The sequence below is a fragment of the Pontibacterium granulatum genome (genome assembly GCF_029961155.1).
Classification (GTDB): Bacteria; Pseudomonadota; Gammaproteobacteria; order Pseudomonadales; family Balneatricaceae; genus Pontibacterium; species Pontibacterium granulatum.
In genome coordinates, this window is the sequence record NZ_JASBRH010000002.1 from 161858 (window position 1) to 186950 (window position 25093).

Annotated in this window: 19 protein-coding genes and 1 riboswitch; of the genes, 12 read left to right on the forward strand and 7 right to left on the reverse strand. The window is 53.4% G+C overall.

Annotated features, from left to right (window positions below; translation table 11 throughout):
* The first annotated feature begins 12 nt into the window (after window positions 1-12).
* The 4 genes from QKW35_RS02585 (at window position 13) to QKW35_RS02600 (ending at window position 5642) form a co-directional block, all read left to right on the forward strand.
* Window positions 13-909, forward strand: a complete 897-nt coding sequence (locus QKW35_RS02585; protein ID WP_282350575.1) for a prenyltransferase — start codon at window positions 13-15, stop codon at window positions 907-909.
* 218 nt (window positions 910-1127) lie between these two features.
* Complete coding sequence (locus tag QKW35_RS02590; RefSeq protein ID WP_282350576.1) at window positions 1128-2636, forward strand: fumarate hydratase; 1509 nt, start codon at window positions 1128-1130, stop codon at window positions 2634-2636.
* A 410-nt stretch (window positions 2637-3046) separates the two neighbouring features.
* Window positions 3047-3865, forward strand: coding sequence for a formate/nitrite transporter family protein (locus QKW35_RS02595; protein WP_282350577.1), 819 nt, complete (start codon window positions 3047-3049; stop codon window positions 3863-3865).
* Between the two features lie 58 nt (window positions 3866-3923).
* Complete coding sequence (locus tag QKW35_RS02600) at window positions 3924-5642, forward strand: bifunctional protein-serine/threonine kinase/phosphatase (RefSeq protein WP_282350579.1); 1719 nt, start codon at window positions 3924-3926, stop codon at window positions 5640-5642.
* A 117-nt stretch (window positions 5643-5759) separates the two neighbouring features.
* Here the strand turns inward: QKW35_RS02600 and QKW35_RS02605 are convergent, their stop codons facing one another.
* Together QKW35_RS02605 and QKW35_RS02610 are read right to left on the reverse strand one after the other, a co-directional pair.
* On the reverse strand, window positions 5760-6515 hold the full coding sequence (locus QKW35_RS02605; RefSeq protein ID WP_282350580.1) for a TSUP family transporter: 756 nt from the start codon (window positions 6513-6515) through the stop codon (window positions 5760-5762).
* Window positions 6516-6650: 135 nt separating this feature from the next.
* On the reverse strand, window positions 6651-7445 hold the full coding sequence (locus QKW35_RS02610; protein WP_282350581.1) for an ABC transporter substrate-binding protein: 795 nt from the start codon (window positions 7443-7445) through the stop codon (window positions 6651-6653).
* A 290-nt stretch (window positions 7446-7735) separates the two neighbouring features.
* On the opposite strand from QKW35_RS02610, the gene QKW35_RS02615 reads away from it, so the two are divergent.
* From QKW35_RS02615 to QKW35_RS02635, 5 genes are all read left to right on the forward strand, one after another.
* Entirely contained in the window at window positions 7736-11137 is a 3402-nt protein-coding gene (locus QKW35_RS02615; RefSeq protein ID WP_282350582.1) for a sensor domain-containing protein, read from the forward strand.
* Between the two features lie 143 nt (window positions 11138-11280).
* A complete protein-coding gene (locus tag QKW35_RS02620; RefSeq protein WP_282350583.1) occupies window positions 11281-12672 on the forward strand; it encodes an MFS transporter in 1392 nt (463 codons plus the stop codon).
* A 79-nt stretch (window positions 12673-12751) separates the two neighbouring features.
* Window positions 12752-14092, forward strand: a complete 1341-nt coding sequence (locus tag QKW35_RS02625; protein ID WP_282350584.1) for a PAS domain-containing sensor histidine kinase — start codon at window positions 12752-12754, stop codon at window positions 14090-14092.
* Window positions 14085-15080, forward strand: a complete 996-nt coding sequence (locus QKW35_RS02630; RefSeq protein WP_282350585.1) for an NADH-quinone oxidoreductase subunit B family protein — start codon at window positions 14085-14087, stop codon at window positions 15078-15080. Before QKW35_RS02625 ends, QKW35_RS02630 begins: the two co-directional genes overlap by 8 nt.
* A gap of 18 nt (window positions 15081-15098) precedes the next feature.
* On the forward strand, window positions 15099-16550 hold the full coding sequence (locus QKW35_RS02635; protein ID WP_282350586.1) for a nickel-dependent hydrogenase large subunit: 1452 nt from the start codon (window positions 15099-15101) through the stop codon (window positions 16548-16550).
* 60 nt (window positions 16551-16610) lie between these two features.
* On the opposite strand, the gene QKW35_RS02640 is transcribed toward QKW35_RS02635, so the two are convergent.
* Window positions 16611-16865, reverse strand: coding sequence for an FmdB family zinc ribbon protein (locus QKW35_RS02640; protein WP_282350587.1), 255 nt, complete (start codon window positions 16863-16865; stop codon window positions 16611-16613).
* 505 nt (window positions 16866-17370) lie between these two features.
* On the opposite strand from QKW35_RS02640, the gene QKW35_RS02645 reads away from it, so the two are divergent.
* Window positions 17371-19434, forward strand: coding sequence for a TonB-dependent receptor plug domain-containing protein (locus tag QKW35_RS02645; protein ID WP_282350588.1), 2064 nt, complete (start codon window positions 17371-17373; stop codon window positions 19432-19434).
* Between the two features lie 57 nt (window positions 19435-19491).
* On the opposite strand, the gene QKW35_RS02650 is transcribed toward QKW35_RS02645, so the two are convergent.
* Window positions 19492-19803, reverse strand: coding sequence for a hypothetical protein (locus QKW35_RS02650; RefSeq protein ID WP_282350589.1), 312 nt, complete (start codon window positions 19801-19803; stop codon window positions 19492-19494).
* 38 nt (window positions 19804-19841) lie between these two features.
* Window positions 19842-19947: riboswitch (SAM-I-IV-variant riboswitch) on the reverse strand.
* Window positions 19948-20010: 63 nt separating this feature from the next.
* On the opposite strand from QKW35_RS02650, the gene QKW35_RS02655 reads away from it, so the two are divergent.
* Window positions 20011-20844, forward strand: a complete 834-nt coding sequence (locus QKW35_RS02655) for a helix-turn-helix transcriptional regulator (protein ID WP_282350590.1) — start codon at window positions 20011-20013, stop codon at window positions 20842-20844.
* A gap of 53 nt (window positions 20845-20897) precedes the next feature.
* Window positions 20898-21533 carry a LysE family translocator gene (locus tag QKW35_RS02660; RefSeq protein WP_282350591.1) on the forward strand — a complete coding sequence of 212 codons (636 nt, stop codon included), beginning with the start codon at window positions 20898-20900 and terminating at the stop codon, window positions 21531-21533.
* A gap of 11 nt (window positions 21534-21544) precedes the next feature.
* Here the strand turns inward: QKW35_RS02660 and QKW35_RS02665 are convergent, their stop codons facing one another.
* The 3 genes from QKW35_RS02665 to QKW35_RS02675 form a co-directional block, all read right to left on the reverse strand.
* Window positions 21545-22087 (reverse strand): DUF8082 domain-containing protein, encoded by a 543-nt coding sequence (locus QKW35_RS02665; RefSeq protein WP_282350592.1) that lies wholly within the window; start codon window positions 22085-22087, stop codon window positions 21545-21547.
* A gap of 6 nt (window positions 22088-22093) precedes the next feature.
* Window positions 22094-23161, reverse strand: a complete 1068-nt coding sequence (locus QKW35_RS02670; protein ID WP_282350593.1) for a HAMP domain-containing protein — start codon at window positions 23159-23161, stop codon at window positions 22094-22096.
* Between the two features lie 363 nt (window positions 23162-23524).
* Entirely contained in the window at window positions 23525-25030 is a 1506-nt protein-coding gene (locus QKW35_RS02675) for a diguanylate cyclase domain-containing protein (protein WP_282350594.1), read from the reverse strand.
* Window positions 25031-25093 lie beyond the last annotated feature (63 nt).

The following is a 25093-nucleotide window of genomic DNA, read 5'->3' on the forward strand; positions in this document are numbered from 1 at the left end:
GTGACGCGCGCGATGGAGTGTAACGGCGAGCTGAAAGAAGATCTGCATCTCGATCTGAGCAAGTACAGCTTCTGGCGTGCACTCCGGCCCTTCTCCTTTACCGTGGCGCTGGTGATCTGCCTGACGGGCATCACCAGCGCAGCGGTATCAACATCCTTCGATCCCCTCTCCGCCATACTGGTTCTCACCGGTGGTCTGCTTCTGCAGGCGGGGGTTAACCTGATCAATGACTACGCCGACCGGCAGCAGTTAAGGCAGGAGTCCGGCAATGCCGCTCATCTGCTGGCGCTAAACCGGGTTGAACAGAACTTCCGTGTCGGCATGGGCTGCTTTCTGCTGGCATCCGCGATCGCTTTTTATCTGGTGAGCCAGGTCGGCACCGGTCTGCTCTGGTTGGCATTGATCGGCCTTATAGGTGCGCTCGGCTATACGTTGGAACCGATCAACTACAAACGTCGGGGCCTCGGTGTCGTGCTGGTGTTCTGGTTTATGGGCGTGCTGATGGTGGCGGGCAGCTACTTTGCGGTGAGCGGTGAACTGACGGCACAGGTATTGTGTCAGTCGTTGCCGGTCAGCCTGCTGACGGCCCTGTTGCTGCTCTCCAATGAACTGCGCGATTACGAAGCAGACCAGCGCGACGGGATTGACACCCTGAGCGTGCGGATCGGTTTTGCACCTGCCGTAACACTCTATATAGCGGCCGTGCTTCTGACCTACCTGAGTGCAGTGCTGCTGTGGGCAAACGGTGCACTGCAATCTTTCTGGCCGCTGTTGCCTAGTCTGCTTTGCCTGCCCGCGCCCTACCGCTTGTTGCGGGTGGAAGCGGTGCAGCGTAAACCGCTGACGCCACTCACCGGGCGGCTGTTTCTGGTATTTGGACTCGGCTACTGCCTGGCCCTGGCGATCTGATATCCATAGGTTTCCGCGCTGCCACAATTAAGACTAACGCCGAGCACCGAAAGCGGGGTGAATTGGTGTATAATCGCGCCACTACTAAAAACGGCCCTATGGTAGTTGTCTGAAAACGAAGCAAGTTTGGCTGATTTCAGCGTACTTACCGTGTGCCTCGTCTTCGACGGGAGCAAGCCGTTACCTTAATGACAAAGAGCCTATTGGAGTGTCGCCGAATGAGTGTTATTCGCCAAGACGACTTGATCAGCAGTGTTGCTGATGCCTTGCAGTTTATCTCCTACTACCACCCGATCGACTTCGTTCAGGGCGTACACGAAGCGTATCAGAAAGAGCAGAACCCAGCGGCGAAAGACGCGATGGCTCAGATTCTGATCAACTCCCGTATGTGTGCCGAAGGTCACCGTCCAATCTGTCAGGATACCGGTATCGTAACCGTGTTCGTGAAAGTGGGCATGAACGTGACCTGGGATGCGACCATGAGCGTAACTGACATGGTGAACGAAGGCGTTCGTCGTGCGTACACTCACCCGGACAACGTACTGCGTGCGTCCGTACTGGCTGATCCTGCTGGTGCGCGTAAAAACACCAAGGACAATACTCCAGCGGTTATCCACTACGAAATCGTAGAGGGTGACGAAGTGGAGGTTCATGTTGCAGCGAAAGGTGGCGGCTCCGAGAACAAATCCAAGATGGTTATGCTGAACCCATCCGACAGCATCGTTGAGTGGGTTAAGAAAACTGTACCAACCATGGGTGCTGGCTGGTGTCCGCCGGGCATGCTGGGTATAGGTATCGGTGGTACTGCAGAGAAAGCGGCAGTACTGGCGAAAGAATCCCTGATGGATCCGATCGACATTCACGAACTGCGTGAGCGTGGTCCTCAGAACCGCATCGAAGAGCTGCGGCTGGAGATCATGGATGCAGTGAACGCACTGGGTATCGGTGCACAGGGTCTGGGCGGCCTGACCACTGTTCTGGACGTTAAGATCAAGGACTACCCAACGCACGCGGCGTCCCTGCCGGTATGCATGATCCCTAACTGTGCGGCGACTCGTCACACCCACTTCACCCTGAAAGGTGACGGTCCAGCAGTCCTGACGCCACCGAGCCTGGAAGACTGGCCGGAAGTGACCTTCGAGGTGGGTTCGAACACCCGTCGTGTAAACCTGGATGAGATCACCCCGGAAGCCGTTAAAGAGTGGAAAGTAGGCGAAACCGTTCTGCTGAACGGTAAGATGCTGACCGGTCGTGACGCAGCTCACAAAAAGATGGTTGAGATGCTGAACAACGGTGAAGAGCTGCCGGTAGACCTGAAAGGTCGTTTCATCTACTACGTAGGCCCGGTTGATCCGGTACGTGATGAAGTTGTCGGCCCTGCAGGCCCAACTACGTCTACCCGTATGGATAAGTTCACCCGTCAGGTTATCGAAAGCACTGGCCTGCTGGGCATGATCGGTAAGTCTGAGCGTGGTCCGGTGGCGATTGAAGCGATCAAGGACAACGGCGCAGTTTACCTGATGGCTGTAGGTGGCGCGGCATACCTGGTATCCAAGGCGATCACCAACGCCGAAGTTCTGGCATTCCCAGAGCTGGGCATGGAAGCGATCTACGAGTTTGAAGTGAAAGACATGCCGGTAACCGTTGCGGTAGACGTAAACGGTGAGTCTGTTCACAACACTGGCCCTGCCAAGTGGAAACAGATCATCGCCGAGCAGGTGGGTTAAACAGCGTTCCAGAAAGCAATATGCTTTAACGAGAATCCGGTGTCCGCAGGGGCACCGGATTTTTTTTTGCCCATGCATCTGCTCACGCGTGATATGTGGGGTATTTGGGCATTACGGTGTCGTGTGTTGCACAGGGATGGTGCCAAGGTGTCTGAAAGACAGATAATCATTTGTTGTTTTTGTTAATAAAAACAAATGATTAGGTTTTTTGGCATGTCGTGTGCTTTTTGTATTGTACAACACTGCCAACGGCGGCAGCCTAACCTGAAAATCGGACTGGACCTTTCTTGGGTCAGAGCAACGGCGCTCAATCTTCATTGCATCGGCGATGGGGGTTGGGCGTTTTTTTTGGGGGGGAAAGCGGTACGCAGGGCGGTAACAACTTTCAAACATCTCATGAGGTACACACTATGGCTTATTTGATGCCCACTGAATTTGTCACCAAAATGGTGGACGCAGGTGAAGCGAAAATCTACATGTCTACACGCGATACGCTGGTGCGCGCCTATATGGCCGGTGCAATTCTTGCGCTGGCGGCCGTATTCGCGGTCACGGTTGCGGTGAAAACCGGTGTATTCCTGATCGGCGCCATCCTGTTTCCGGTCGGCTTCTGTATGCTGTACTTGATGGGTTTCGACCTGCTGACCGGTGTGTTCATGCTCACGCCGCTGGCCTGGCTTGATAAGCGCCCCGGGGTGACGCCAGGTCAGATCCTGCGTAACTGGGGCCTTGTATTTGTGGGGAACTTCCTCGGCGCGTTTACCGTTGCGGTGATGATGTCCTACATCTTCACCATGGGGTACAACACCGATGGCGGAGCGATCGCCGAGAAAGTGGCCAAGATTGGGGAAGCGCGTACGGTCGGTTACTCCGCGTATGGCGCAGACGGCTGGATGACAATCTTTATCCGCGGCATGCTGTGTAACTGGATGGTGTCCCTGGGGGTTGTGGGTGCGATGATCTCTACTCACGTGTCCGGCAAAGTGCTGGCAATGTGGATGCCGATCATGCTGTTCTTCTTCATGGGTTTTGAGCATTCTGTTGTGAACATGTTCCTGTTCCCGTTCTCCATGATCATGGGGGGGAACTTCTCTGTCGCGGACTACCTGATCTGGAACGAAATCCCGACTGCACTGGGCAACCTGGTCGGTGGTCTGGCATTTACTGGTTTGACCCTGTACAGCACCCACGTAAAAACTGCCAAGAAACGTGTGCTGGTTCATAGCTAATCCTCTGACAAAGGACCCCGTGCGCTGCGGCTGCGCACGGGGTTTTCAGGTTTAAGCTATGCGATCCTCCCTGAAGCTCTCTATCGGGCAATACTCCGACAAGGGGTGTAAGCCAACGAATCAGGACTTTCACGGTGCACTGGTGCCAAAAGAGCCGCAGCTCAGCATGAAGGGAGCGGCAGTGGTACTGGCTGATGGTATTAGCAGCAGCGATGTCAGTCAGGTTGCCAGTGAAACAGCGGTGAAAGGGTTTCTGCTGGATTATTTTTGTACCTCCGACGCCTGGAGCGTACAGCACTCCGTCGAGCGCGTGCTGCATGCGACCAACTCCTGGTTGCTCAGTCAGACGCAGAAATCCCAGTATCGTTTCGATACAGACCGCGGTTACGTCTGTACCTTCAGTGGCATCGTCTTCAAAGCAGCCGTCGCGCACCTTTTTCATGTAGGCGATAGCCGTATCTACCGGCTGCACAGCAACGCCCTGGAGCAGCTTACCAATGATCATCGCCTGTATGTTTCCCAAGAGGAGAGCTACCTCAGCAGGGCGATGGGGATGACCCCCGAACTGGGGCTGGATTACCGCGCTGTACCGGTGAAAGCGGGGGATCTCTTCCTGCTGGCAACGGACGGCGTATATGAATATCTTGATGCGGTGCAGGTGCTGAATGCACTGGAGCAACATGAGGGGCTGGACGATGCCGCGCGTGTTCTGGTTGAGCAGGCGCTGGCAAAGGGCAGTGATGACAACCTGACATTGCAGTTGGTGCGTGTCGACCAGTTGCCTTCAGCCAACGTACCGGGCTTGCAACAACAGATTGAAGAGCTACCGTTTGCGCCTGAACTGGATGCGCGCATGCAGTTTGACGGGTATGAGATTCTGCGGGAGCTACACAGAACCAGTCGCAGCCATGTGTTTCTGGCACAGGATCTCGAGACGGATGAGCGGGTGGTGATCAAACTCCCATCTGTCGATCTGCGCGGGGATACGGAATACCTCGAACGTTTCCTGCTGGAGGAGTGGGTCGCACGGCGTATCAATAGCGCCCATGTGCTGAAAGCGCCGACACAGGTACGCCCGCGTAACTATATCTACACCGTTGCCGAGTATATCGAGGGGCAAACGCTGAAACAGTGGCTGGTGGATAACGCCAACCCGTCGCTGGAGACGGTGCGTGGCATCATCGAACAGGTTGCAAAGGGGCTGCAAGGGTTTCACCGCAAGGAGATGCTGCACCAGGATCTGAAACCGGACAACATTATGATCGACAGCAACGGGACCGTGAAGATCATTGATTTTGGCTCGACGCAGGTAGCCGGGTTGGATGAGATCATGCGCACCGAAGAGGTCGGCGGGATTTTGGGCACCGCGCTTTATACCGCACCGGAGTATTTTTTGGGTGAGTTGGGCAGTGTGCGTTCCGATCAGTTTTCGCTTGGCGTACTGACATACTACATGCTGAGCGGGCGCTTCCCCTACAGCACGGCCGTCGCGAAGGCCAAAACGCCCGCGGCGCAGCGGCGACTCAGTTATGAAAGCGTGCGCGATGACCACAGCGAAATTCCAGCCTGGGTGGATGAGGCGCTGAAAAAGGCGGTGCATCTGAACCCGTACAAGCGCTATGACGAGATTTCTGAGTTTATCTACGCCTTACGCCAGCCAAGCCAGGCGTTTCTGAGTCGCACCCGCCCGCCGCTGATGGAGCGAAACCCCGTTGCATTCTGGCAGGGCGTCTCGTTGGTGCTGGCGATCATCATTGTGATGTTGCTTGAGCGCTAGAAAACCGATTTTTCTCTCCCCGAGACGCTTTCGTGGTGCCCCCATTGTCTGGTCGCTTGTTAGCTTAATGGGCGATGTGGGAGCACGCGTCTGGACGCTGAAATCTCCGGAGTTTCGTTATTGCTTCAGCCACAAACTAATGCTGATGGCGATACAGACGCCTACGGTCATCAGGCGTATAAAACCTACCCCTTGGCGGAGTGCAGTTGCGGCGCCCAAGCGTGCGCCAACAAACTGGCCGACAGCCATGCTCAGGCCAATGCTCCACATGATTTTGCCTGACAATACGAAGACTGCTAGTGAAAGGATGTTTGTTGTGAAGTTCATCAGCTTAGTGTGAGCCGTAGCCTGCAGCATATTCATACCTCTGAGCTGGCAGTAGCCAAGGGTAAAAAAGGTACCGGTGCCGGGGCCGAAGAAACCATCGTAAAACCCTATACCGGGGATCAAGCTGGCGTTAAACGACTTCTCACTGAGTTTTGCTTTTGATTCGCGGTAACCCGCCTTATGCGCGATGAGCAAATAGAGTGCGATTGCGATGAGGGCGAAGGGCATCACTTTCAGCAGCCAGTCTGTGGAAAACCACTGGATCGCCACGGCTCCGGATGCCGCTCCTGCAGCCGCGGCCATAAGTGCCCAGCCCTGATTGGAAGGGATCACCATTTTGCGGCGCACGAAGTACAGCGTTGCGGAGAAACTGCCGAAACTGCCTTGAAGTTTATTGGTGGCCAGCGCCTCAACCGGGGGAATACCCGAAAATATAAGTGCAGGAATGGTGATTAAACCACCGCCTCCGGCTACGGCATCGATAAACCCAGCGGCAGTTGCAGCCAGAGTCAGCAGAGCAATCAGCTCGAAAGAAAGTTCAGGCATGGAGTATGTCTAGAGTGGATTAGGGCGCAGAGTATGTATGAGACGGCCTTGTCCACCAAGGAAATTTTTCTATTGCGCAGGAAAAGCGTAGAGGAGGGAAGGCGGCGCCCGAGTGGCAGACGCCGTCATCTGCAACTATTTCAGTACAACGATTGGTGTCAGACCGTTGCGCTCGGCATATTCCGCCAGCTTGCCGTTTTCCTTCATCGCTGCAACAAAGCGGTTCACCTCAGCCAGCCATACCTTGTCACCTTTGGGTACGGCATAGGCGTAAGGCGTCGGCGCCAGCGGGTTTTCCGGAATAAGCAGGCGCGCCCAGCGGGTTAATTCAGCCATCCGCTTGCCATACGGAAAGTCAGTCATGAACACGTCGGCACGGCCGCTTTGTACTTCCTGTTCGCGCGCCTTAAAGCTGTCTACCACGCTTAGCTCTGCCTGCTTCAGGTAGTCACGCATCACCGGTTCCATGTAGGTGCCTTTCTGAACGACTACAACGTTGCCTGTTTGGTCGATCTCATCCCAGCTTTTAATGTCGCCGGACTTCATGGAGATTGCGTAGATACCGCTGGCCAGGTGTGGTTCAGAGAAGTCCATGTGCGGTTTGCGGCTCTCACGCACCCCCACGCCGTGCATGGCGATATCGCAGGCATCGTTTTTCATATTTTTCACCAGCGTACCAAAGGAGCTCTCCACATAGGTCAGTTTGACATCCAGCCAGTTGGCGAGGGCATTTGCCATATCAATATCGATACCCTCAAGCTGGTTGGTACGAGGGTTGCGATAGGTGATGGTGAAGTAGTCGGGCCAGATACAAACTTTCAGTTCACCGCGAGCTTTGATCTGGTCGAGGCGAGAATCCGCGTATGCCGCAGGCATTAGCATGCTTAAGCCGAGAAAAAGAAAGGACAATCGTTGTACTGCGCGTTTCATGGTGTGTTTCCTGACTCAACGAAAGGGAGTAGTCGCTATAAATATCACGAACTTTCTACCATGGGCTACTTTGTGACGGCGTTGTATCTGTTATATTTTGCCTTCTATTGAGTTGGGCCAATAGTTTTTGCAGTTCTGTTTTTTGCAGTCCAGCTCTGTATCTGTAACAGTTTTTGTTCTGCGGAATGGGATGCGCCTGAATAATCGTTCAGTATAATCAGGCGGGTTGGCATGGGTTTTTCCGGGAAACGCATGGGCCGGCGTGGTTTATCTGTTGAGTTGTATTGATAATGTCTAGCCCTAGGGACCTGAACATAGGTGTAAGCAAGAAGCCCTTTATTGCGTGGGTCGGCGTGATTGCGTCTGCTGTTCTGGTGATGTTTACCGCTGTTCTCTGGTTTAGCTTCAACCAGGCAGTGCATTCTCGCAATGTGTCAGCAGAACTTTACACCCGTATGGTGGAGGGCTCGGTCACCCGTACTATCGAATCCCTCGAGATCAGCCTGATCTCCATCGTTGATGAGTTGGCGGATCAGGCTGGGCACAAGGCGCAACATAACGATGCGCAGGCACGCATCGAACAGATTCTGCGTTTTGCACCCCATATCCGTCAGATCACTATTGTCAAAAACGATGAGATTTGGCTGGATTCTGCTGGCCGTATGCCAGGCCAGCTCAATATGGCGTTGATCGGTTGTGATACCGAGCAAAAGGGTAACTTTGATTCAGACCTGAAGATCGGCCTCCCTGTCTCCGGGCGCTTTCTACCGCTTATCGGCAATCCTGAGCCGGCCAGCAAGCGCCGCTTGATACCCTTTGGCCTCAACTACACCGATATCGAATCCGGCGACGAGTATAAGGTTATTGCCGCCCTGAATCCTGCCTACCTGAATAACTTCATTACCGAACTGGACCTGGGGATTAACGATAATCTCTACCTGCTGAATTTTGATGCCGATGCGTTGCTGATGCATGGTGAATATGACGACCATCGGGTGCAGGTGTCCTCGCTTCTGCAGAAACTGGTTACGCTGGGGCAGGATGAAATCGCGTTGGCGACCGATGCCGGCTATATCCCGGAGGCTTACACAACGGTTCGCTTGTCGGAGAAGTATTCACTGGCAGTGGCGCTGAATATCGATCACTACGATACCTTTGTGATGTGGCGTTCTGAAAACTCTGCACTGTTCTCTGGCCTGTTATTGGCCGCGGTGGTAATCCTGCTTTCCGCGGTCGGCTTGATCATCAGCTATCGTCGTTCCCTGGCGATGCGTGAGCAGGTGCATCTGCTGTCGGCAGCGATTCAGCAATCCTCCATTGCCACGGTGATTACCAATGAGCAGCGTGAGATCCAATACGTCAATGAGGCCTTCACCCGACTGTTCGGCTATAAACTCGGCGAGCTGATCGGCAAGACCCCCGCGGTTTTGCAGTCCGAGTTGACCGATGAATCGGTGTATGCGGCGCTGGAAGAGAAGTTGATCGACGCTAAGCCCTGGCAGGGGGAATTTATCAACCGGGATAAACAAGGTGACCTGATCACGGTAGAGTCTAACATCTTCCCGGTACAGCACTTACACGGGGAGGACATCCACTACATCTGTATGCTGAACGATATTCGTGAGCGTAAGGATGCTGAAGAGCATATCCGTCTGTTGTCGCGGGTGGTGGAACACTCACCAACGATTGTGGTGATTACTGACCCGGATGGGCATATCGAATATGTAAACCCTAAGTTCGAAGAGGTGACCGGTTACAGCAAAGAGGAGGTGTTGGGTGAGAATCCGCGTATCCTTAAATCCGGAGAGACAGAGCAGGAAGAGTACGAACACCTCTGGCAGGTAATCTCCAACGGTGGTGTCTGGGTGGGCGACCTGCACAATAAGCGTAAGGACGGTAGCTTGTACTGGGAGCGCGCCAACATCGGTTCAATCAAGGATGATAAGGGCGAGGTTATCCACTACGTGGCGATCAAGGAGATCATCACCCAACTGAAAGAGGACGAGAAACAGCTTCGTCTGGCTTCAGCCGTTTTTCAGACGGCAGCTGAAGCAATCATGGTTACCGATGCCGATAACAAGATCCAGATGGTGAACCCATCCTTTGCCTCGATTACCGGCTACGAAGAAGCGGAGGTCTTGGGGCGGAAGCCAAGCATCCTGAAGTCCGGTAAACACGCTGCTCATTTCTACGAGAACATCCATAACGCATTGGCGGCCCGTGGGTTCTGGGAAGGAGAGATCTGGAACAAACGCAAAAACGGCGAAATCTATCCTAAGTGGCAGACAATCTCTGCGATGCTGGATGCGGAAGGGCAGGTGGAAGGATATGTTTCGCTCTTTAACGACATCACCGAGCGTAAGAAGAACGAAGAGCTGATCCTGCAGCAGGCTAACTTCGATGCGTTGACTGGACTGCCAAACCGTAACCTGTTTGCTGACCGTTTGTCGCAGGCATTGAGCCGTGCCGGTCGACTGCAGCAACGTGGTGCACTGCTGTTTATCGACCTGGACCGCTTCAAGTTGGTGAACGATACCCTGGGCCATTCAGCGGGAGACCTGTTGCTGCAGGAAACCTCGGTACGTATCAAAGATTGCCTGCGCCGGAGTGATACTGCGGCTCGCCTGGGGGGGGATGAGTTTGCGATCATCATTCCGGAGATCCAGAAGCTGAGTGATGTGCAAGAGGTGGCGCATAAAATCCTGGATCGCCTGGCGCAGCCGTTTATGCTGGACGAACATGAGGCGTTTGTGTCCGGTAGCATCGGTATAACCATCTTTCCGGATGATGGCCGTGAGTCCGAGGTGTTGGTCCGTAACGCCGACAGCGCTATGTACAAGTCTAAGGAGCAAGGACGCAACACCTATCAGTTCTATACCGCCGAAATGAACGAAGCTGCGCTGCGTAAGCGTGAGCTGGAGAACGCACTGCACCAGGCACTTCGCAAACAGGAGTTTAGTCTGCTCTACCAGCCGATCTGGAATATATGTACTGGTACCCTGGAGGCGGTCGAGGCTCTGATTCGCTGGCACCATCCGCAGCGGGGGCTGATCTCTCCAGCGGACTTTATTCCGGTCGCCGAAGAGGTGGGATTGATCACCAATATAGGTGAATGGGTGTTGAACGAGGCCAGCCGTTTTGGCGTTGAGTTGTCTCAGCTGAGTGATGAACCGCCGAAAATCAGCGTTAACGTGTCCAGTCGCCAGATTCAGCGCGTGGATGTGGCAGAACTGACCCAACAGGTACTGCAGAGTAGCGGTTTGCCTGGTAGTCAGCTGATTGTCGAGATCACCGAAAGTATTCTGATCGAAGATGAACGCAATACCCATCAGCAGCTTGAGCGGCTGCGCGACATGGATGTGGAAATCGCCATTGACGACTTTGGTACCGGTTACTCCTCGCTGAGTTATCTGAAGAAGTACCCAATCACCCGCCTGAAGATCGACCGCTCTTTTGTGCAAGACGTCGGCAAGGATGTTGGGGATCATGCCCTGGTGAGCGGAATCATCTCGATGGCGGACTCACTCTCGTTGAAAGTGATCGCTGAAGGGGTGGAGACCCGTGAGCAGGTGGAGCTGATCCGTGAAATGGGTTGTTACTCGATTCAGGGCTACTACTTCGACCGGCCGTTGCCGGCCGAAGCGCTGAAATCGTTGCTGATTGGCCAGAAGGCCGCGGAAACACTTTGTTAAAGGTGTATTGAGAAGCTGATTGCAACAGAGTGTTCGTTAACCTATTAAGCAGTTCTTTGGTATAGTCCTCTTTAACTTGGGCGCCGAACCGGTGCCCGTTATCTATTTCGTCATTCCTGGCGGCTTTTTCTATACGTTTCTGAATGTCTGACTACTACACACAAAACCCGGCTGCCCGTTGGCTGGCACTGGCCAGTATCTGTATTGCCACGTTTCTGGTCCCGCTCTCGATGTCGGCGATCAATATTGCCCTGCCAGCCATTGCTGATGAGCTTCAGGCAGATGCGGTGCTGCTCAGCTGGGTGCCGACCTCCAACCTGCTCGGCAGCATGATGCTGATGCTGCCCGCCGCGCGCGTGGCGGACATTGTTGGACGCAAGAAGGTGTATATCGTCGGAGTGCTGATGTTCTGCCTGACCTCTTTGATGGTGATCTGGATTGAGAGCATCGAGTGGTTGCTGGTGTCCCGTTTCCTGCAGGGCCTGGCCAGTGCGATGGTGTTTGGTACCGGTATGGCGATCGTGACGTCGGTGTTCGCCGACGGTAAACGGGGTACCGCACTGGGATTGACCGCCACATCTGTGTATCTGGGCCTGACCTGTGGCCCAATGATTGGTGGCTGGTTAACCGAGGTACTGGGCTGGCGTTCGGTGTTCTGGGCGCCGGTGCCGTTTGCCCTGACCTCGGTGTTAGTGGTGATCCTGAACGTAAAAGGGGACTACAAAGCCGAAGGCAAGCAGAAGCTCGACTGGATCGGCAGTGCACTGTTTGCGCTGTGGATCAGTGCGTTTTTCTTTGGCCTGTCCGGCGTGCCAGATACGGGCTACATCATCTGTCTGCTGCTTGGTGTGGGGCTGTTCTTCCTGTTTCTGCGTCAGCAGGGGAGTGCGGAATATCCGCTCGTTCGGTTGAAAGTACTGGCTAACAATAAAGTGTTTAGTCGCTCGATGATCTCCAGCGTCTTTATGTACGGCGCACACTATCCGGTGTTGTTCCTGATGAGTCTGTATCTGCAGTACCTGAAGGGGATGTCTCCGAGCGAGTCGGGGCAGCTTATCCTGCTGCAGGCGCTGGTGATGGCCTGTCTTGCACCCTTTGCCGGGCGTCTGTCTGATCAGTTTGAGCCACGTATCATCGCTACCACCGGCTGTCTGATTTATGGCAGCGGCTTTGCCATGTTGCTGTGGATTGATGCCAGCAGTTCACAGGCTTATATCGCGGCAGCCTTGCTGGCGCTGGGAATGGGCTTTGGGCTGTTTTCCACGCCGAATAACAACGCCGCGATGGGGGCAGTGCCGCCGGATCGTCTCAGTATCGGGTCCGCGTTGATGAACCTGTCACGTACCATGGGCAATATGTTCAGTATGACGCTGGTGGTGTTACTGGTGAACCTGGTGATGGGAGAGGCTGAGATCACATCGCAGCAATATCCTGATCTATTGCGAGTGATCAAGGTGGCCTTTGCGCTGGCGTTTGCGTATACCCTGGTCGCGGCTTACGCATCATTTTCCCGCGGCAACGTGCGCAACACGTAAATAGGCACAATATACGGCGACTACCGGTTCGGGCTAATATAGAGAGCAGTATTAGCCTTGATCGAGTAGTGCTGCCTTCATGTCCCGAAAGCAAGATCTGACACCTCCAACCCACATCGACACCGATGATGCCTGGGTCAGCGTAATCCAGAAGATGGATGAAGCGTACGCTGAGCTGGTGCATTCACAGGTTGAAGTGGAGGAGAAAAACGCCGAACTGGAAGAGGCACGCAGCTTTTTCCACAGCATCCAGAGTTCGATGAGTGACGTGCTGATTGTCTGTGATCAGAACGGTGTGATCGAAGGGGTGAATAAAGCGCTGGAGGTGCTGACCGGACGCCGCGAAGCGGAGCTGATCGGCACCCGTTTTACCGATCTGGTGGTGAAAAGGTACCACGCCAAGATCAACACCTTCATGGGACAGCTGCGCATTCAGCCGGTACGGGACTGCGAAGTCGAACTGATCGGCCGTGAGGGTGAAGTCCCACTTTCCATGAACTGCTCCCCCCGTAACAACCACCGGGGGCGCCTGATTGGCATGGTGATGCTGGGGCGACCGTTGGGGGAGCTGCAGAAAGCCTACAAGGAACTTAACGCTGCTCATGCCGAGCTGAAACTGGCCCAGGAACGCCTGGTGCAGTCGGAAAAGATGGCCTCACTGGGGCGCCTGGTGGCGGGTGTGGCCCATGAGCTGAACAACCCGATCAGTTTCGTCTACGGCAATATGCATGCCCTGCAGCGCTACACTGACCGCCTCTGTACTTACTTCGATGCGATCAACGAGGGCAACAGCCGCGAACAGCTACGCGCAATGCGCGAGAAACTGCGTCTCGACAAAGCGATCCGTGATCTCAATTCGTTGGTGGAAGGCACCATGGAGGGGGCGGATCGGGTCAAAGAGATCGTCAACGACCTGCGCCAGTTCTCCTCCACGCAGGAGTCAGAGAAGGCACAGTTTGATCTCTCCCACGTGATCAAGACCGCGCTGCACTGGATCATCAAAGAGAGCAAAACACCGATCGATCTGGTGGATAATGTACCGGATGACCTCACCGCGTTTGGCCACTCCGGCCAGATCCATCAGGTGGTGGTTAACCTGATCCAGAATGCGGTGGATGCAATGGAGGGCTGTGATCACAAGCGCCTTGAGCTAAGTACCCATCAGCGTGATGGCCGGGTAATCTTCGAAGTGCATGATAGCGGTAGCGGTATTCCCGAGGACTTTCTTTCCCGCCTGTTTGATCCGTTCTTTACCACCAAGCCCGTGGGGCAGGGTACGGGGCTGGGGCTCTCGATCAGCTACGGCATTGTGTCCGAACACGGTGGTGAGCTGGAGATTCTGAATCATCCCGAAGGTGGTGCTCTTGCACGCCTCACCTTGCTGGCCGAAGAAGACCTGGCGGAGGCCGATCATGCCTAATCTGCTCTGGTTGCAGTCCGGCGGTTGCGGGGGCTGTTCCATGTCTCTGCTCAATGCTGAATCCCCTGATTTGATGACTTTGCTGGACGCCGCAGGGATTGAGCTGCTCTGGCATCCCTCCCTGAGTGAACAAACCGGGCGAGAAGTGGTGCAGTTGTTGGAGGCGATTGTCAGAGGTGAACAGCCGCTGGATCTGCTCTGTATTGAAGGTTCGATGATGATGGGGCCGCAGGGTACGGGGCGTTTTCATATGCTCGGCGGCACCGGCAAGGCGATGATCGAGTGGGTGCGTGAACTTTCTGCAAAAGCAAAATACACCCTGGCTGTAGGCTCCTGTGCGGCCTACGGGGGCATAACCGCAGCAGGCAACAACCACACCGATGCAACCGGGTTGCAGTTTGACGGTGAACTACCCGGCGGTTTGCTGGGGGATGACTATCTGTCCGACAACGGCTTTCGGGTAGTGAATATCGCCGGTTGTCCAACCCATCCTGACTGGGTGACCGAAACACTGGTCAGCATCGCTTTGGGTGAACACAGCGAAGAGAACTTGGATGCATTGGGACGCCCGCGTATGTATGCGGACCAACTGGTGCACCACGGCTGTAGCCGCAACGAATACTACGAATACAAAGCCAGCGCCACCGCGCCGGGTGAGCGTGGTTGTATGATGGAGAACATGGGCTGTCTGGGTACCCAGGCCCATGCTGATTGCAATATTCGTGACTGGAACGGCCACGGCTCGTGTACCAGCGGAGGCTATGCCTGTATCAACTGCACGGCACCGGAGTTTGAAGAACCCGGCCACAGTTTCGGTAAAACACCCAAGATCGCCGGTATCCCGGTGGGCCTGCCGACCGATATGCCCAAGGCTTGGTTTGTGGCATTGGCCTCGCTTTCAAAAGCCGCTACACCCGCTCGCCTGAAGGAGAACGCCACCTCCGAGCAGTTGATCTATCCCCCTACCATCCACAAGCGCAAAGGCTAAGCAGGGAAGGACAGAAGTATGAGTCGTATTTTGGTTGGTCCCTTCAACCGTGTGGAAGGGGACCTGGAAGTCACACTGGATATCGATGGTAATCAGGTGCGCAGCGCGCGAGTAAATTCGCCGCTGTACCGCGGTTTCGAGCAGATCATGCTCGGTCACGATCCGATGGATGCGCTGGTCTATACGCCACGTATCTGTGGGATCTGCTCAGTGAGCCAGTCGGTTGCCTGTGCCCAGGCCCTTGCCAATCTGATGCAGCTGGAGATGCCTGAGAACGGCCAGCACTGTACCAATCTGGTCCTAGCCAACGAGAACATGACCGACCTGCTAACCCACTTCTACCTGTTCTTTATGCCTGACTTCGCTCGCCCGGTGTATGCCGGTGAAGACTGGTTTGAAAAAGTTGAGCAACGCTTTAAGGCCACCAAGGGGGATGCCGGCCGCGTCATGCTGCCCGCCCGTGCTGAATTCCTACACCTGATGGGGCTGTTGGCAGGTAAGTGGCCACACACTCTCAGTCTTCAGCCCGGTGGTACCACCAAGCCGGTTGAACCGCAGGAACGTATCCGCCTGCTTACAATTATCGCAGCTTTCCGCCGTTTTCTGGAGACGGAGCTGTTTGGCGATGACCTAAACGTAATCGCCAGCCTGAAAACCGTAGTGGAGCTGGAACAGTGGCGCCAACAAAAGCCTTGGTACAGCAGCGATTTCCGTACCTTTCTGCACCTGAACGAATCACTGGAACTGCATAAGCTGGGAAGGGCTTCCGACCAATTTCTCAGTTACGGTACCTACCCTCAGGGAGGGCAGAGAGTCTTTAAATCCGGCATCTACATGGGAGGTGAACGCTTACCTCTCAACAGTGCAGACATCACCGAAGACGTATCTCATACCTGGATGGAGAACGGTGACCCACCCCGTCACCCATCCCAGGGTAAAACCATTCCGTCCTTGGAAAATAAAGAGGGTTACAGTTGGTGTAAGTCGCCTCGCCTGAATCATCAGGTCGTTGAAGTGGGTGCGTTGGCTCGTCAACTCATCAACGGCCATCCACTGGCACAGGACCTTGTTACGCAGCAGGGCGGTAACGTCCACAGCCGCATTGTTGCCCGTCTGCTGGAACTGGCGATCATCGTGCCTCAGATGCAGGAGTGGGTAAAAGCGATCGATCCGAAAGCCCCATTCTGCAATAACGCTGAACTGCCCAATAGCGGTTCAGCCTTCGGCATGATCGAAGCGGCACGGGGTTCGCTTGGTCACTGGCTGGAAGTAAAGAAAGGCAAGATCCACAACTACCAGATCATCGCCCCAACCACCTGGAATTTTTCACCGCGTGATCAGCAAGCGGTACCGGGAGCTTTGGAACAGGCACTGGAAGGCACGCCGGTCAGGGAAGGGGAGAGTGAACCGGTCGCGGTTCAGCATGTAGTGCGGTCATTTGATCCGTGCATGGCCTGCACGGTGCATTGATCGAAAGCTCCAGGCTGAAATTTAGCTTTCGATCAGTGAGATTGAAGGCAAGAATGGGAGTTAGATCCCACACCCTCCACCTGAACAACCGCCGCCTGTCATGCACGGCGGTAGGTTCTGACTTTTCAAAGGATTGCTTTTCACCACACCACCGGTTGTCAGCAGTTTGGTGATAGGGCTATCCAGTGGCGTATCACCAGGCTCCATTCCGGTTACGTCGCACAGGTCCTGCCAATTAGACAGCTTAATTGCCATCGGGTGGCGGGCTTCATAGACGTTACCTGTCAGTTCACAACGGTAATCGTAAGTTGGCATTTAGTTCTCCAGATCTCATTCGTCCCTGATAGTGGGGGTGCCACGCGTAGCGATCGATTATACACGGGAATCTTCATCTCAGTAGAAGGAGATGAATGATTCTGGTTCTTGTTAATACAGCCTTTACTTGCGATATCCCGATGGCAGACGGTTGTGTTTTGCATACTGCTTAAGACGTGCCTTCAAAGAGGGGGGGAGTTGATGCGTGTGGTAAGCGTTTAATTTTGTTTGAATTACAACTTTGGGTTGGGCTGATTCAACAGAGGTTTTCGCGTATCATCAGCCCTTTAATTATTGCAGTTGTAACAGGTTTTCGTGATCTGTTGTTTATTGTAGTTCTTGCGACTGCCAGATAAAACGTACTCGTATTCTTGTTTAAATTTTCGATTCTAAACGGAGTGGTTATTTGTACGTGCGTAGCGTTTAACTCGTGTTGTTTGCTAGGGATACTATGAATTACCCCTCTTCAATTCTTACTTTGATACTGTGTCTTTGCTCGCAGGGTGTGGTCGCAGATATTTCTGCCCTGGATGAAGTCGATTATTCATTGGAAGAAGCCTACTTCTCCACTATTGCATCAGGTCATCTGGAAGCAGTGCGTAAAGCACCTGGCGTGGTCAGTGTTATTTCCTCTTCTGAGATGGAGGCGATGGGGGCTAACCATCTGGACGAGGTATTGGAAGCGGTATCGGGTATACACGTGGTGCGTTCCGATCTCAACCGTTTGGAACCGGTTTATAGTATTCGCGGTATCCACAGTGGTTTTTCTGCGCAGGTTCTTGTGTTGTTTAACGGTATGGAACTGAAGAATCCATTTAATGGAGGGCTTCCTTCTGTCTTCCGATTGCCGCTGAACGCCATTGAGCGTATTGAAGTGATCAAAGGGGCGAGCTCTTCGTTGTATGGCGCGGATGCATACTCGGGTGTGATCAACATCGTGCCCAAACGGGTAAGGGATTATGCACCAGCTATTGCTCAGGTGCGTGTAGGTAGCTTCAATAGCCGGGAATTCACGGTGCAGCATCAACATCAGGATGCAATGGGGGCAGGGTACTTTTTCTCACTGGAGCATCAGGAAAGTGGGGGTGATTCTGCCCGCACGCTATCGAAGGATCTGCAAACCCTGAATGATCTTGCGTATGGAACCAGTGCGTCATTGGCACCTGGTGAACTGAGTACGAATTACTCGGTGACTAACATGATGCTCAATGTGGAAAATGATACGTGGAGCTGGAATAACTGGTACTGGAGTAATTTGGATGCAGGTACCGGGCAGGGGGTTGCTCGTGCGTTGGATAAGGACGGGTTTGTAGACTCCACGTCGTTTATGACTCACCTGCAATATCGCAGCATCATTGATCATGGTTGGTCGGTGGAGAGTAATCTCAAATATCATTTTATTGATGCTGACAGTCTGTTCAAACTCTTTCCGGATAACAGCCGTCTGCCAATCGGCAGTGACGGTAATCCGTATACCTTGCCTGGTAATATGGTGACTTTTTCCGATGGAGTAATTGGTGCGCCTGCCTATAAAGCATATGAAAGCTATTTTGATACCAGCTTTCAGTTCATTGGATTAGAAAACCACATCCTTCGTGCTCAGTTGGGCGGGCAATATGTCGCTTTACGTAGTGGTGAACGCAAAAACTACGGTCCTGGCGTATTAGATGGAACTGAGACTATAGTGAATGGCTCTTTGACCGATGTGAGCGATCAATCCGAGGTATTTCTGGCGGACCAGGAGCGTCACAATGTGTTTGTCGCGTTGCAGGACCAGTGGGATATTCAGGATAACTGGACTCTGACGTTAGGGGGGCGACTGGATCAGTACTCTGACTTTGGTCGGGTCTTTAACCCAAGAATGGGATTGGTTTGGGAGCCTAGTCACAGCTTTACGGGCAAGTTGTTATATGGTGAGGCTTTCAGAGCACCTTCGTTTAGTGAACTTTACCTGAAGAACAATCCGAGTGGTATTGGTTCTGAAATCCTAAAACCAGAACGTATAAAAACCTACGAGTTCGTCGCGGATTACCAGGCGACCCCATCGCTCAGGTTGATCAATACGTTGTATTTATACGAAGCAAAAGACCTGATTGCCAACCGTTTGGTCGGCAGCGTTTTTCAGTTCCAGAATGCGCTACGACAAGACGGCTACGGCTTCGAAGTTGAGAGTCACTGGCGTGCCAGCGACGCAATGACGCTGAAAGCGCAATATAGCTACCAGCACAGCGAGAACAGTGATACGGGCGAGGCGGTGGCGGATGTGCCTAATCATACGGCCTACCTTGCAGTGGATTACCAGTTACCTGATCAGTGGCAGTTGCACGTGAATAATCATTGGATCGGTTCCAGTTTCAGGGCGCCGGGGGATGGTCGTGACAAACTGAGTGGTTATTCATGGACAACCCTTAAGCTCGCCAAGGCGTTTGAGCCTGAAGGATTGAGTGTTGCGTTGATCGTTAAAAATCTGCTGGATGAAAATGCCCGCGCACCGGCATCCTCCATTATCCCGAACGACTACCCGCTGGAAGGTCGCAGTATTTGGGGTGAGTTGACCTACCACTTCTGAGGCAATACCCACAGGGGCAAAACGCCCCACCCCTGTGTGATCTATCTGGCTGAACTATTAGCTATTCAGTTCCGGAATCTCGATGGCAGTGGCTTCGGCCAAAAGCTGTTCTATAGTTTGTCCTTCTTGCGTGCGTTCCAGGCAGATAAAGCCATTCTCACCCTGATTGGTACGGTATTCCACATAGATAAACCAGACGTCCTGTGGATTCTGTTGGTTGTCTTTACGTTTGCCGGCCGCCAACCAGATCTTGAGTGGACGCAGGCTCGCCTTGTGAGTGCGGGTAAAGGTGCGTTGCCAGTGGTTGTCGGTCACTGGGTTCAGATTCAGCTCGGAATCGTGTGCGGAAAGTGTGTGTGCTTCAAACATGATGGCTCCCATAGTGTTTATGAGAGCTGACGTGTGGGGCGTACCTGATTGGTTGTCGGTCGACCACATCGCTGCTTAGCAGCAACCACCTTGCCCAGGTCAGGCAGGTTGGCGAGGACGTCAGCCCTTCTCTTGATGTATATGTTGAAAACGCTACTCTACTTCGAGCGCAGTCGATTGGCAAGTGTACTGAGGAAAGACAGGGCGATGCGGGTAAAAGAGATCGATCAGCAGTTTCTGCGAGTGGTGGGCTTGCCGCATATGGAGTTGCGCTCAACCCGTTGTAGTTACCAGGGATACAAGGCGCATAGCCATTCGGAGTTCTCGATTGGATATCTGCACTCCGGTATGACCTGCCTGACCAGCAATGGGCGGGAGCACCAGATCCAGCAAGGGGATCTGGTGATCATTGAACCGGGTAAGGTGCATGCCTGTAATCCGATCGGTGGAGGATCCCGTGGTTACCATATGCTGTATATCGATGCGCAGTGGTGTTTGGAGTGGTTATCTGCACTTTACGCAAAACCGGTCTCTGAGTTTTGTTGTGAGCAGGCGGTTATTCATGATCCCAAGGTAATTGAGCCGTTTCTTACGCTGGTGAACCTGCTGCAAAGGGGTCATGTCCGTGCTGCTTCGGAACAGCTGGATTATCTGGCAGTTGCGCTGCTAGCGCCTTATTGTGCACCGGTAGACACCGCTGGCATATCGTATGAACGGTCAGTCAGACTTAAACAGCAGTTGCTAATTGACCTGAGCAATCCCCCGGCCCTGGATCAGCTTGCCGAGGCCGAAGGTTGTAGTCGGGAGGCATTAATCCGTTTGTTCAAACGTCATTACGGTATCACGCCTATCGCCTTTGCAAACAACGCGCGTATCGAGCATGCCAAGTTGATGCTACGGCAGGGCAGAGCAATTGTGGATGTGGCACAGGAGGTCGGTTTTGCCGATCAGAGCCAGTTTCACCGTACCTTTGTGAATTACACCGCCTCCACCCCACGCCAGTATCAGCAGACAGGGTCAATTTCCGACAATAACGGCTAAATCTTCTGGCGTAAGCTCCTCGTTGTTGATGTTGTCCGTAAGAGGAGTTTGCTGTGTCGCTGGAGTTATTGTTTCCTGCCGCCTTTCCTGCGCTGGTTTTAGCGCATTTTGTCGCGTTGTTGAGTCCCGGCCAGGACTTCTTCCTGATTTCCGCCAACACGATCGGCCATGGTTTGCGGGGCAGCCGTTTTATCTGTGTGGGTGTTGCGCTGGGTAACGCGGTTTATATCGCTATCGCAATTTTGGGCTGGAGCGGAATCCGCGACAATCCTGTGATCTTTACCGTGATCGAATTCGCAGGGGCGCTGTATCTGCTGTGGATTGGATTGCAACTGTTGCGTAGCAAACCGCAATTGATGACAGGCGGGCAGGGTGAGATTGAAGCACCAAGCGTATTAAAGCAGCTGTTGCTTGGCATTAACTCCGCCCTGTTAAACCCCAAGAACGCGTTGTTTTATATGAGCCTGATGGCGGTGATTCTCGGACCGGATGTAACCCTGGTACAGCAGCTCAGCTGCGGGGTCTGGATGATGCTGACGGTGTTGTTGTGGGACCTATTCGTTGCTTGGTTGATTGGTTTACCGAAGATCAGAGAGAGGCTCAACCGGCGGATCCACTGGGTTGAGCGCGGCGCTGGAGTGGTGCTGGCCAGTTTGGGAGTCGGGATCTTCCTGCAGACTGGCCGCTGATAGATAGTCAATTATCCCAACTGCGCTTGCACCTCTTTGAGAAACTGGCGTGCCTCCTCTTCAGAAGGGATCTCTTCTGCCAGTTTGCTCAGCGCTGTGTCCAGGTCGAGTACGGACTTTAAGATGTCGTCGCAGATAAAGGGGGCGACCGGGCCGATGTACTCCGCCAAGCGGGTTTCGATCACGCTGCGTTGCTCATCCGAGCATTCGAATACCGGTGCCGGGACAAAGCTGTCATTCAGGGTTGCTGATTGAGTTTTGATCTCTGCCAGCGTGTTCAGGATCTCAGCGGTAGGCGGTAACGGTGTGCGCTGATTGGTGATCATCCCCTCCTGGAAGTTGTGGCGGGCGTTGGCGATCTCCCCTATAGCATCAAGTGCTTCAATACCATGCAGGTTGAAGTAGTAGATAAATACGATCTCGCCCTCGGCGATGATCATATGTGCAGACCGGTTGCAGTCGGTCGAGATAAACAGGCTGCCTGTCGCGTCCTTTCGACAGAGCTGTCTGATCTCCTCAACAACCCGCGCAAACGGCAGATAGTTTCTGGACATCGTGGTTTACCTCTCGCGCAGGCGATCCATGGTGATTTGCAGACTGGTATCCATGCGCTTGATCGCTTTAGCTAATGCGCCGATCTCATCTTTACGATCGGTGCCTTCGATTTCTGCGTCAGTCTGTCCGCGGCTGATCCCTTCAGCAATCCCGGTGAGGCGTGCAACAGGATTCAACACCAGATGGCCCATCATGATGTAGAGTACCAGCGAGGCCACAATGGCACTGGCGATGGCGCCCAGAATGGCGTTTCGGCTCAGGGTGTAGGCCTCGGCCATCACCTTCTCTTTCTCCAGCACAACCCCGATCATCCAGTTACTGCCAAACAAGCCGCGCAGGCGGCGGTAGCTGGTCAATACAGTTGTGTCGCCAAGCTCCAGCTCCTGCAGTTCAGAACTCAGGCGGGGTTGCTTACCTGTAAATAGCGCACTGATTGGTTGACCGTTAAAACGTGTTTCCGGATGGCTGATGATCTCGCCCTTGGAGTTCAGCAGGAAGGCATAACCGTTGCCATTGAAGTTCAACGTGTTCACCGCGTCGGAGACGGTTTTCAGGCTCAGATCACCACCAAAAGCACCTTTGAATTCACGGCCGTCATAGATGCTCGCTACTGCGGAGATAAGGATATCGTTGGTGGCGGAGTCGGCGTACGGATCGGTCAGGATCGCGCGGTTGTGGTTACGCGCGCGGTCGTACCAGGGGCGCGCGCGGGCATCCCAGCCTTTTCCCGGGTTCCAGTCCGGGTTATTGGAGATTGGCTGGCCGTCGTGGTCTAGGCCCCCGAACATCAGAATGAACTCCTGCTCCAGCAAAGGTCGATCCATGGTGGCTTGGATCACTTCTTTGCTGAAATCATCGGAGATGGTTTGTGCCATCATATCGATGATCGCTAACTTGCCGTTCAGCCAATTGGTGATCTGGTGAGAGAGGGCAACGGTCGCTTCATTGATACGGTTTTCGGTACGTTCGTATAGGGTGTTTTGTACGGTGTGGTATTGGGTCCAGGCGAAGAGTGAGAACGCAAGGACGATCACGGCAGAGGTTGCCAGTGGTACTTTGTGTGAGATTTTCACGATGGTATGCCTTATTTCGGAAACCCTTTCGACGTGGCTGAGGTTTCAGTTTTTATTTTTGTTTTCAGGCTGCAGGCGAATTAATTAAGGCTGCACTTTTTTGTGATTCATTTAATTCTCTGAAAAAGATCGAAGGGGGTATTACCGTCGGTGCGGGTATTTATCTGGTCCATTACTACATCCCAGTTAGTAATCAAATTAGCCACAGTATTAACCGATCGAACAAGTTGACTAAAATATAAGCAGATATGTTGGCTCATTAGTGCCAACTTGAACTGCTTGATTGGGCCAGGTGCAGGGCTACAACACTACGTTAGTGGTTAAACTTTTTAGTTACTCTGGGGGCCGGGTGCTTTCAATCATTCAGGTCTTTACCTGTTCATTGGCGTTTTCAGTCGAATCGTGCACGACGTAGCAATAAGGTGCCCCAGACTGTTTAGCTCGATACATGGCAGCATCGGCTTCGGCGATGAGTTCTTCTGAGCTGCTGCATGGGTTTGGGTAGAGGGCAATTCCGATGCTGGCGCTTACGTTAATCCCCAAATCGTCAATAATGACCGGTTGTTGGATCAATTTCTGTAGGTGTTCGACGATTTTTGTGGAGTCGATTGTGCCGTTGACCGCGGGTGCGATTATTACAAATTCGTCTCCACCATAGCGTGCGATTGTATCGGTAGAACGCATGCCATCTTTTAACCGTCCGGCCAGAGTGATCAGCAACTTATCGCCGACCTCATGGCCATGGGTATCATTTACCGGTTTAAAGCCGTTTAGATCTATAAAGAACAGAGCAAGTCGGTTGCCGTTACGGTCGGCATGAGCGACCTCCAGCACCAGACGGTCATAAAATACTCGCCGGTTGGCGAGGCCGGTCAACGCATCATGATTGGCCAGTTCTGCTAACTGCCGTTCTTTATCGCGGTGATGGCTGATATCTATGACAGTGGTCAGGCGCAGCACCCGGTCATCCAACTGAAACTGTTTTTCATGCAGTTCAACTGCAAAGCGTTTGCCATCGGCCTTCACGCCTATACATCCGCCTTCTGACGGCTGAAAGAGATCCTGATGGGTTAGCGCGGTGATTTCTGCGATCTTATAACCAAAGGTTTCTCTTGCCAGGGCGTTAGCCATACGGATTCTGCCATGCCGGTCGCTGATCAGCAGGCAGGAAGAGGTGTTATCCAACAGATCGGAGAGATGGTTGATAAGTTGAGACGAGGCGAGGCTGGTACGACGGAAGAGCCAGATAATATGGGCAAAGTTGAACAGTGCCAGCAGAAAAGTGACAAGTTGGGCCGCACGCAAGCGTTCAATCTTTTGCCGGGACATCTCCTCGATACGGGTTGTTAGACTGTTCATCAGCGTTAGGAGCGAGTTGTTTCGTGCCTCCAATACCGTCTTCAGTGCTTCCACCGTTGCCGCAGATTGGTTTCCCTGAATAAATCGCTGGGCGAGAGGAATGAGCGGGGAGAGTTCCTGCTCTGCCAAAGCAAATATCTTTTCGAGCTGTGAGTCGTCGCGTACAGTGAATCTAACCAACTGGCCGCGGGTATCTATTATCGTGCCGCCATGCTTTAGGCCATCCAAGGTAGCAGAGAACATCTGAAATACGTCGATGAACTCTTGGCGATATTGCTTAAACTCATCTGTGCCGGGCTGCGAGTAGTGCAGTTGCAGCACTGACTTGGTCAGTTTCTGAGACAGCATACGCTGGCGCCCGGCAATGTTTATTGCTATTGCGTCCGACTCGACTTCCTGCGTGATCTTTAAGTTGATACCTAAGATCGCAAAGTCGAGTAAGAGAAAGACGCATATGGCGATAAACAGCGAGCGCCGGTTATTGGGTTGTTGGAGGCTTAACGGACTCATCCTAACTTCGGTCGGTTTTCTACGACATTCCTTCGACGCGATAAACCTAGTACCGGATTACTG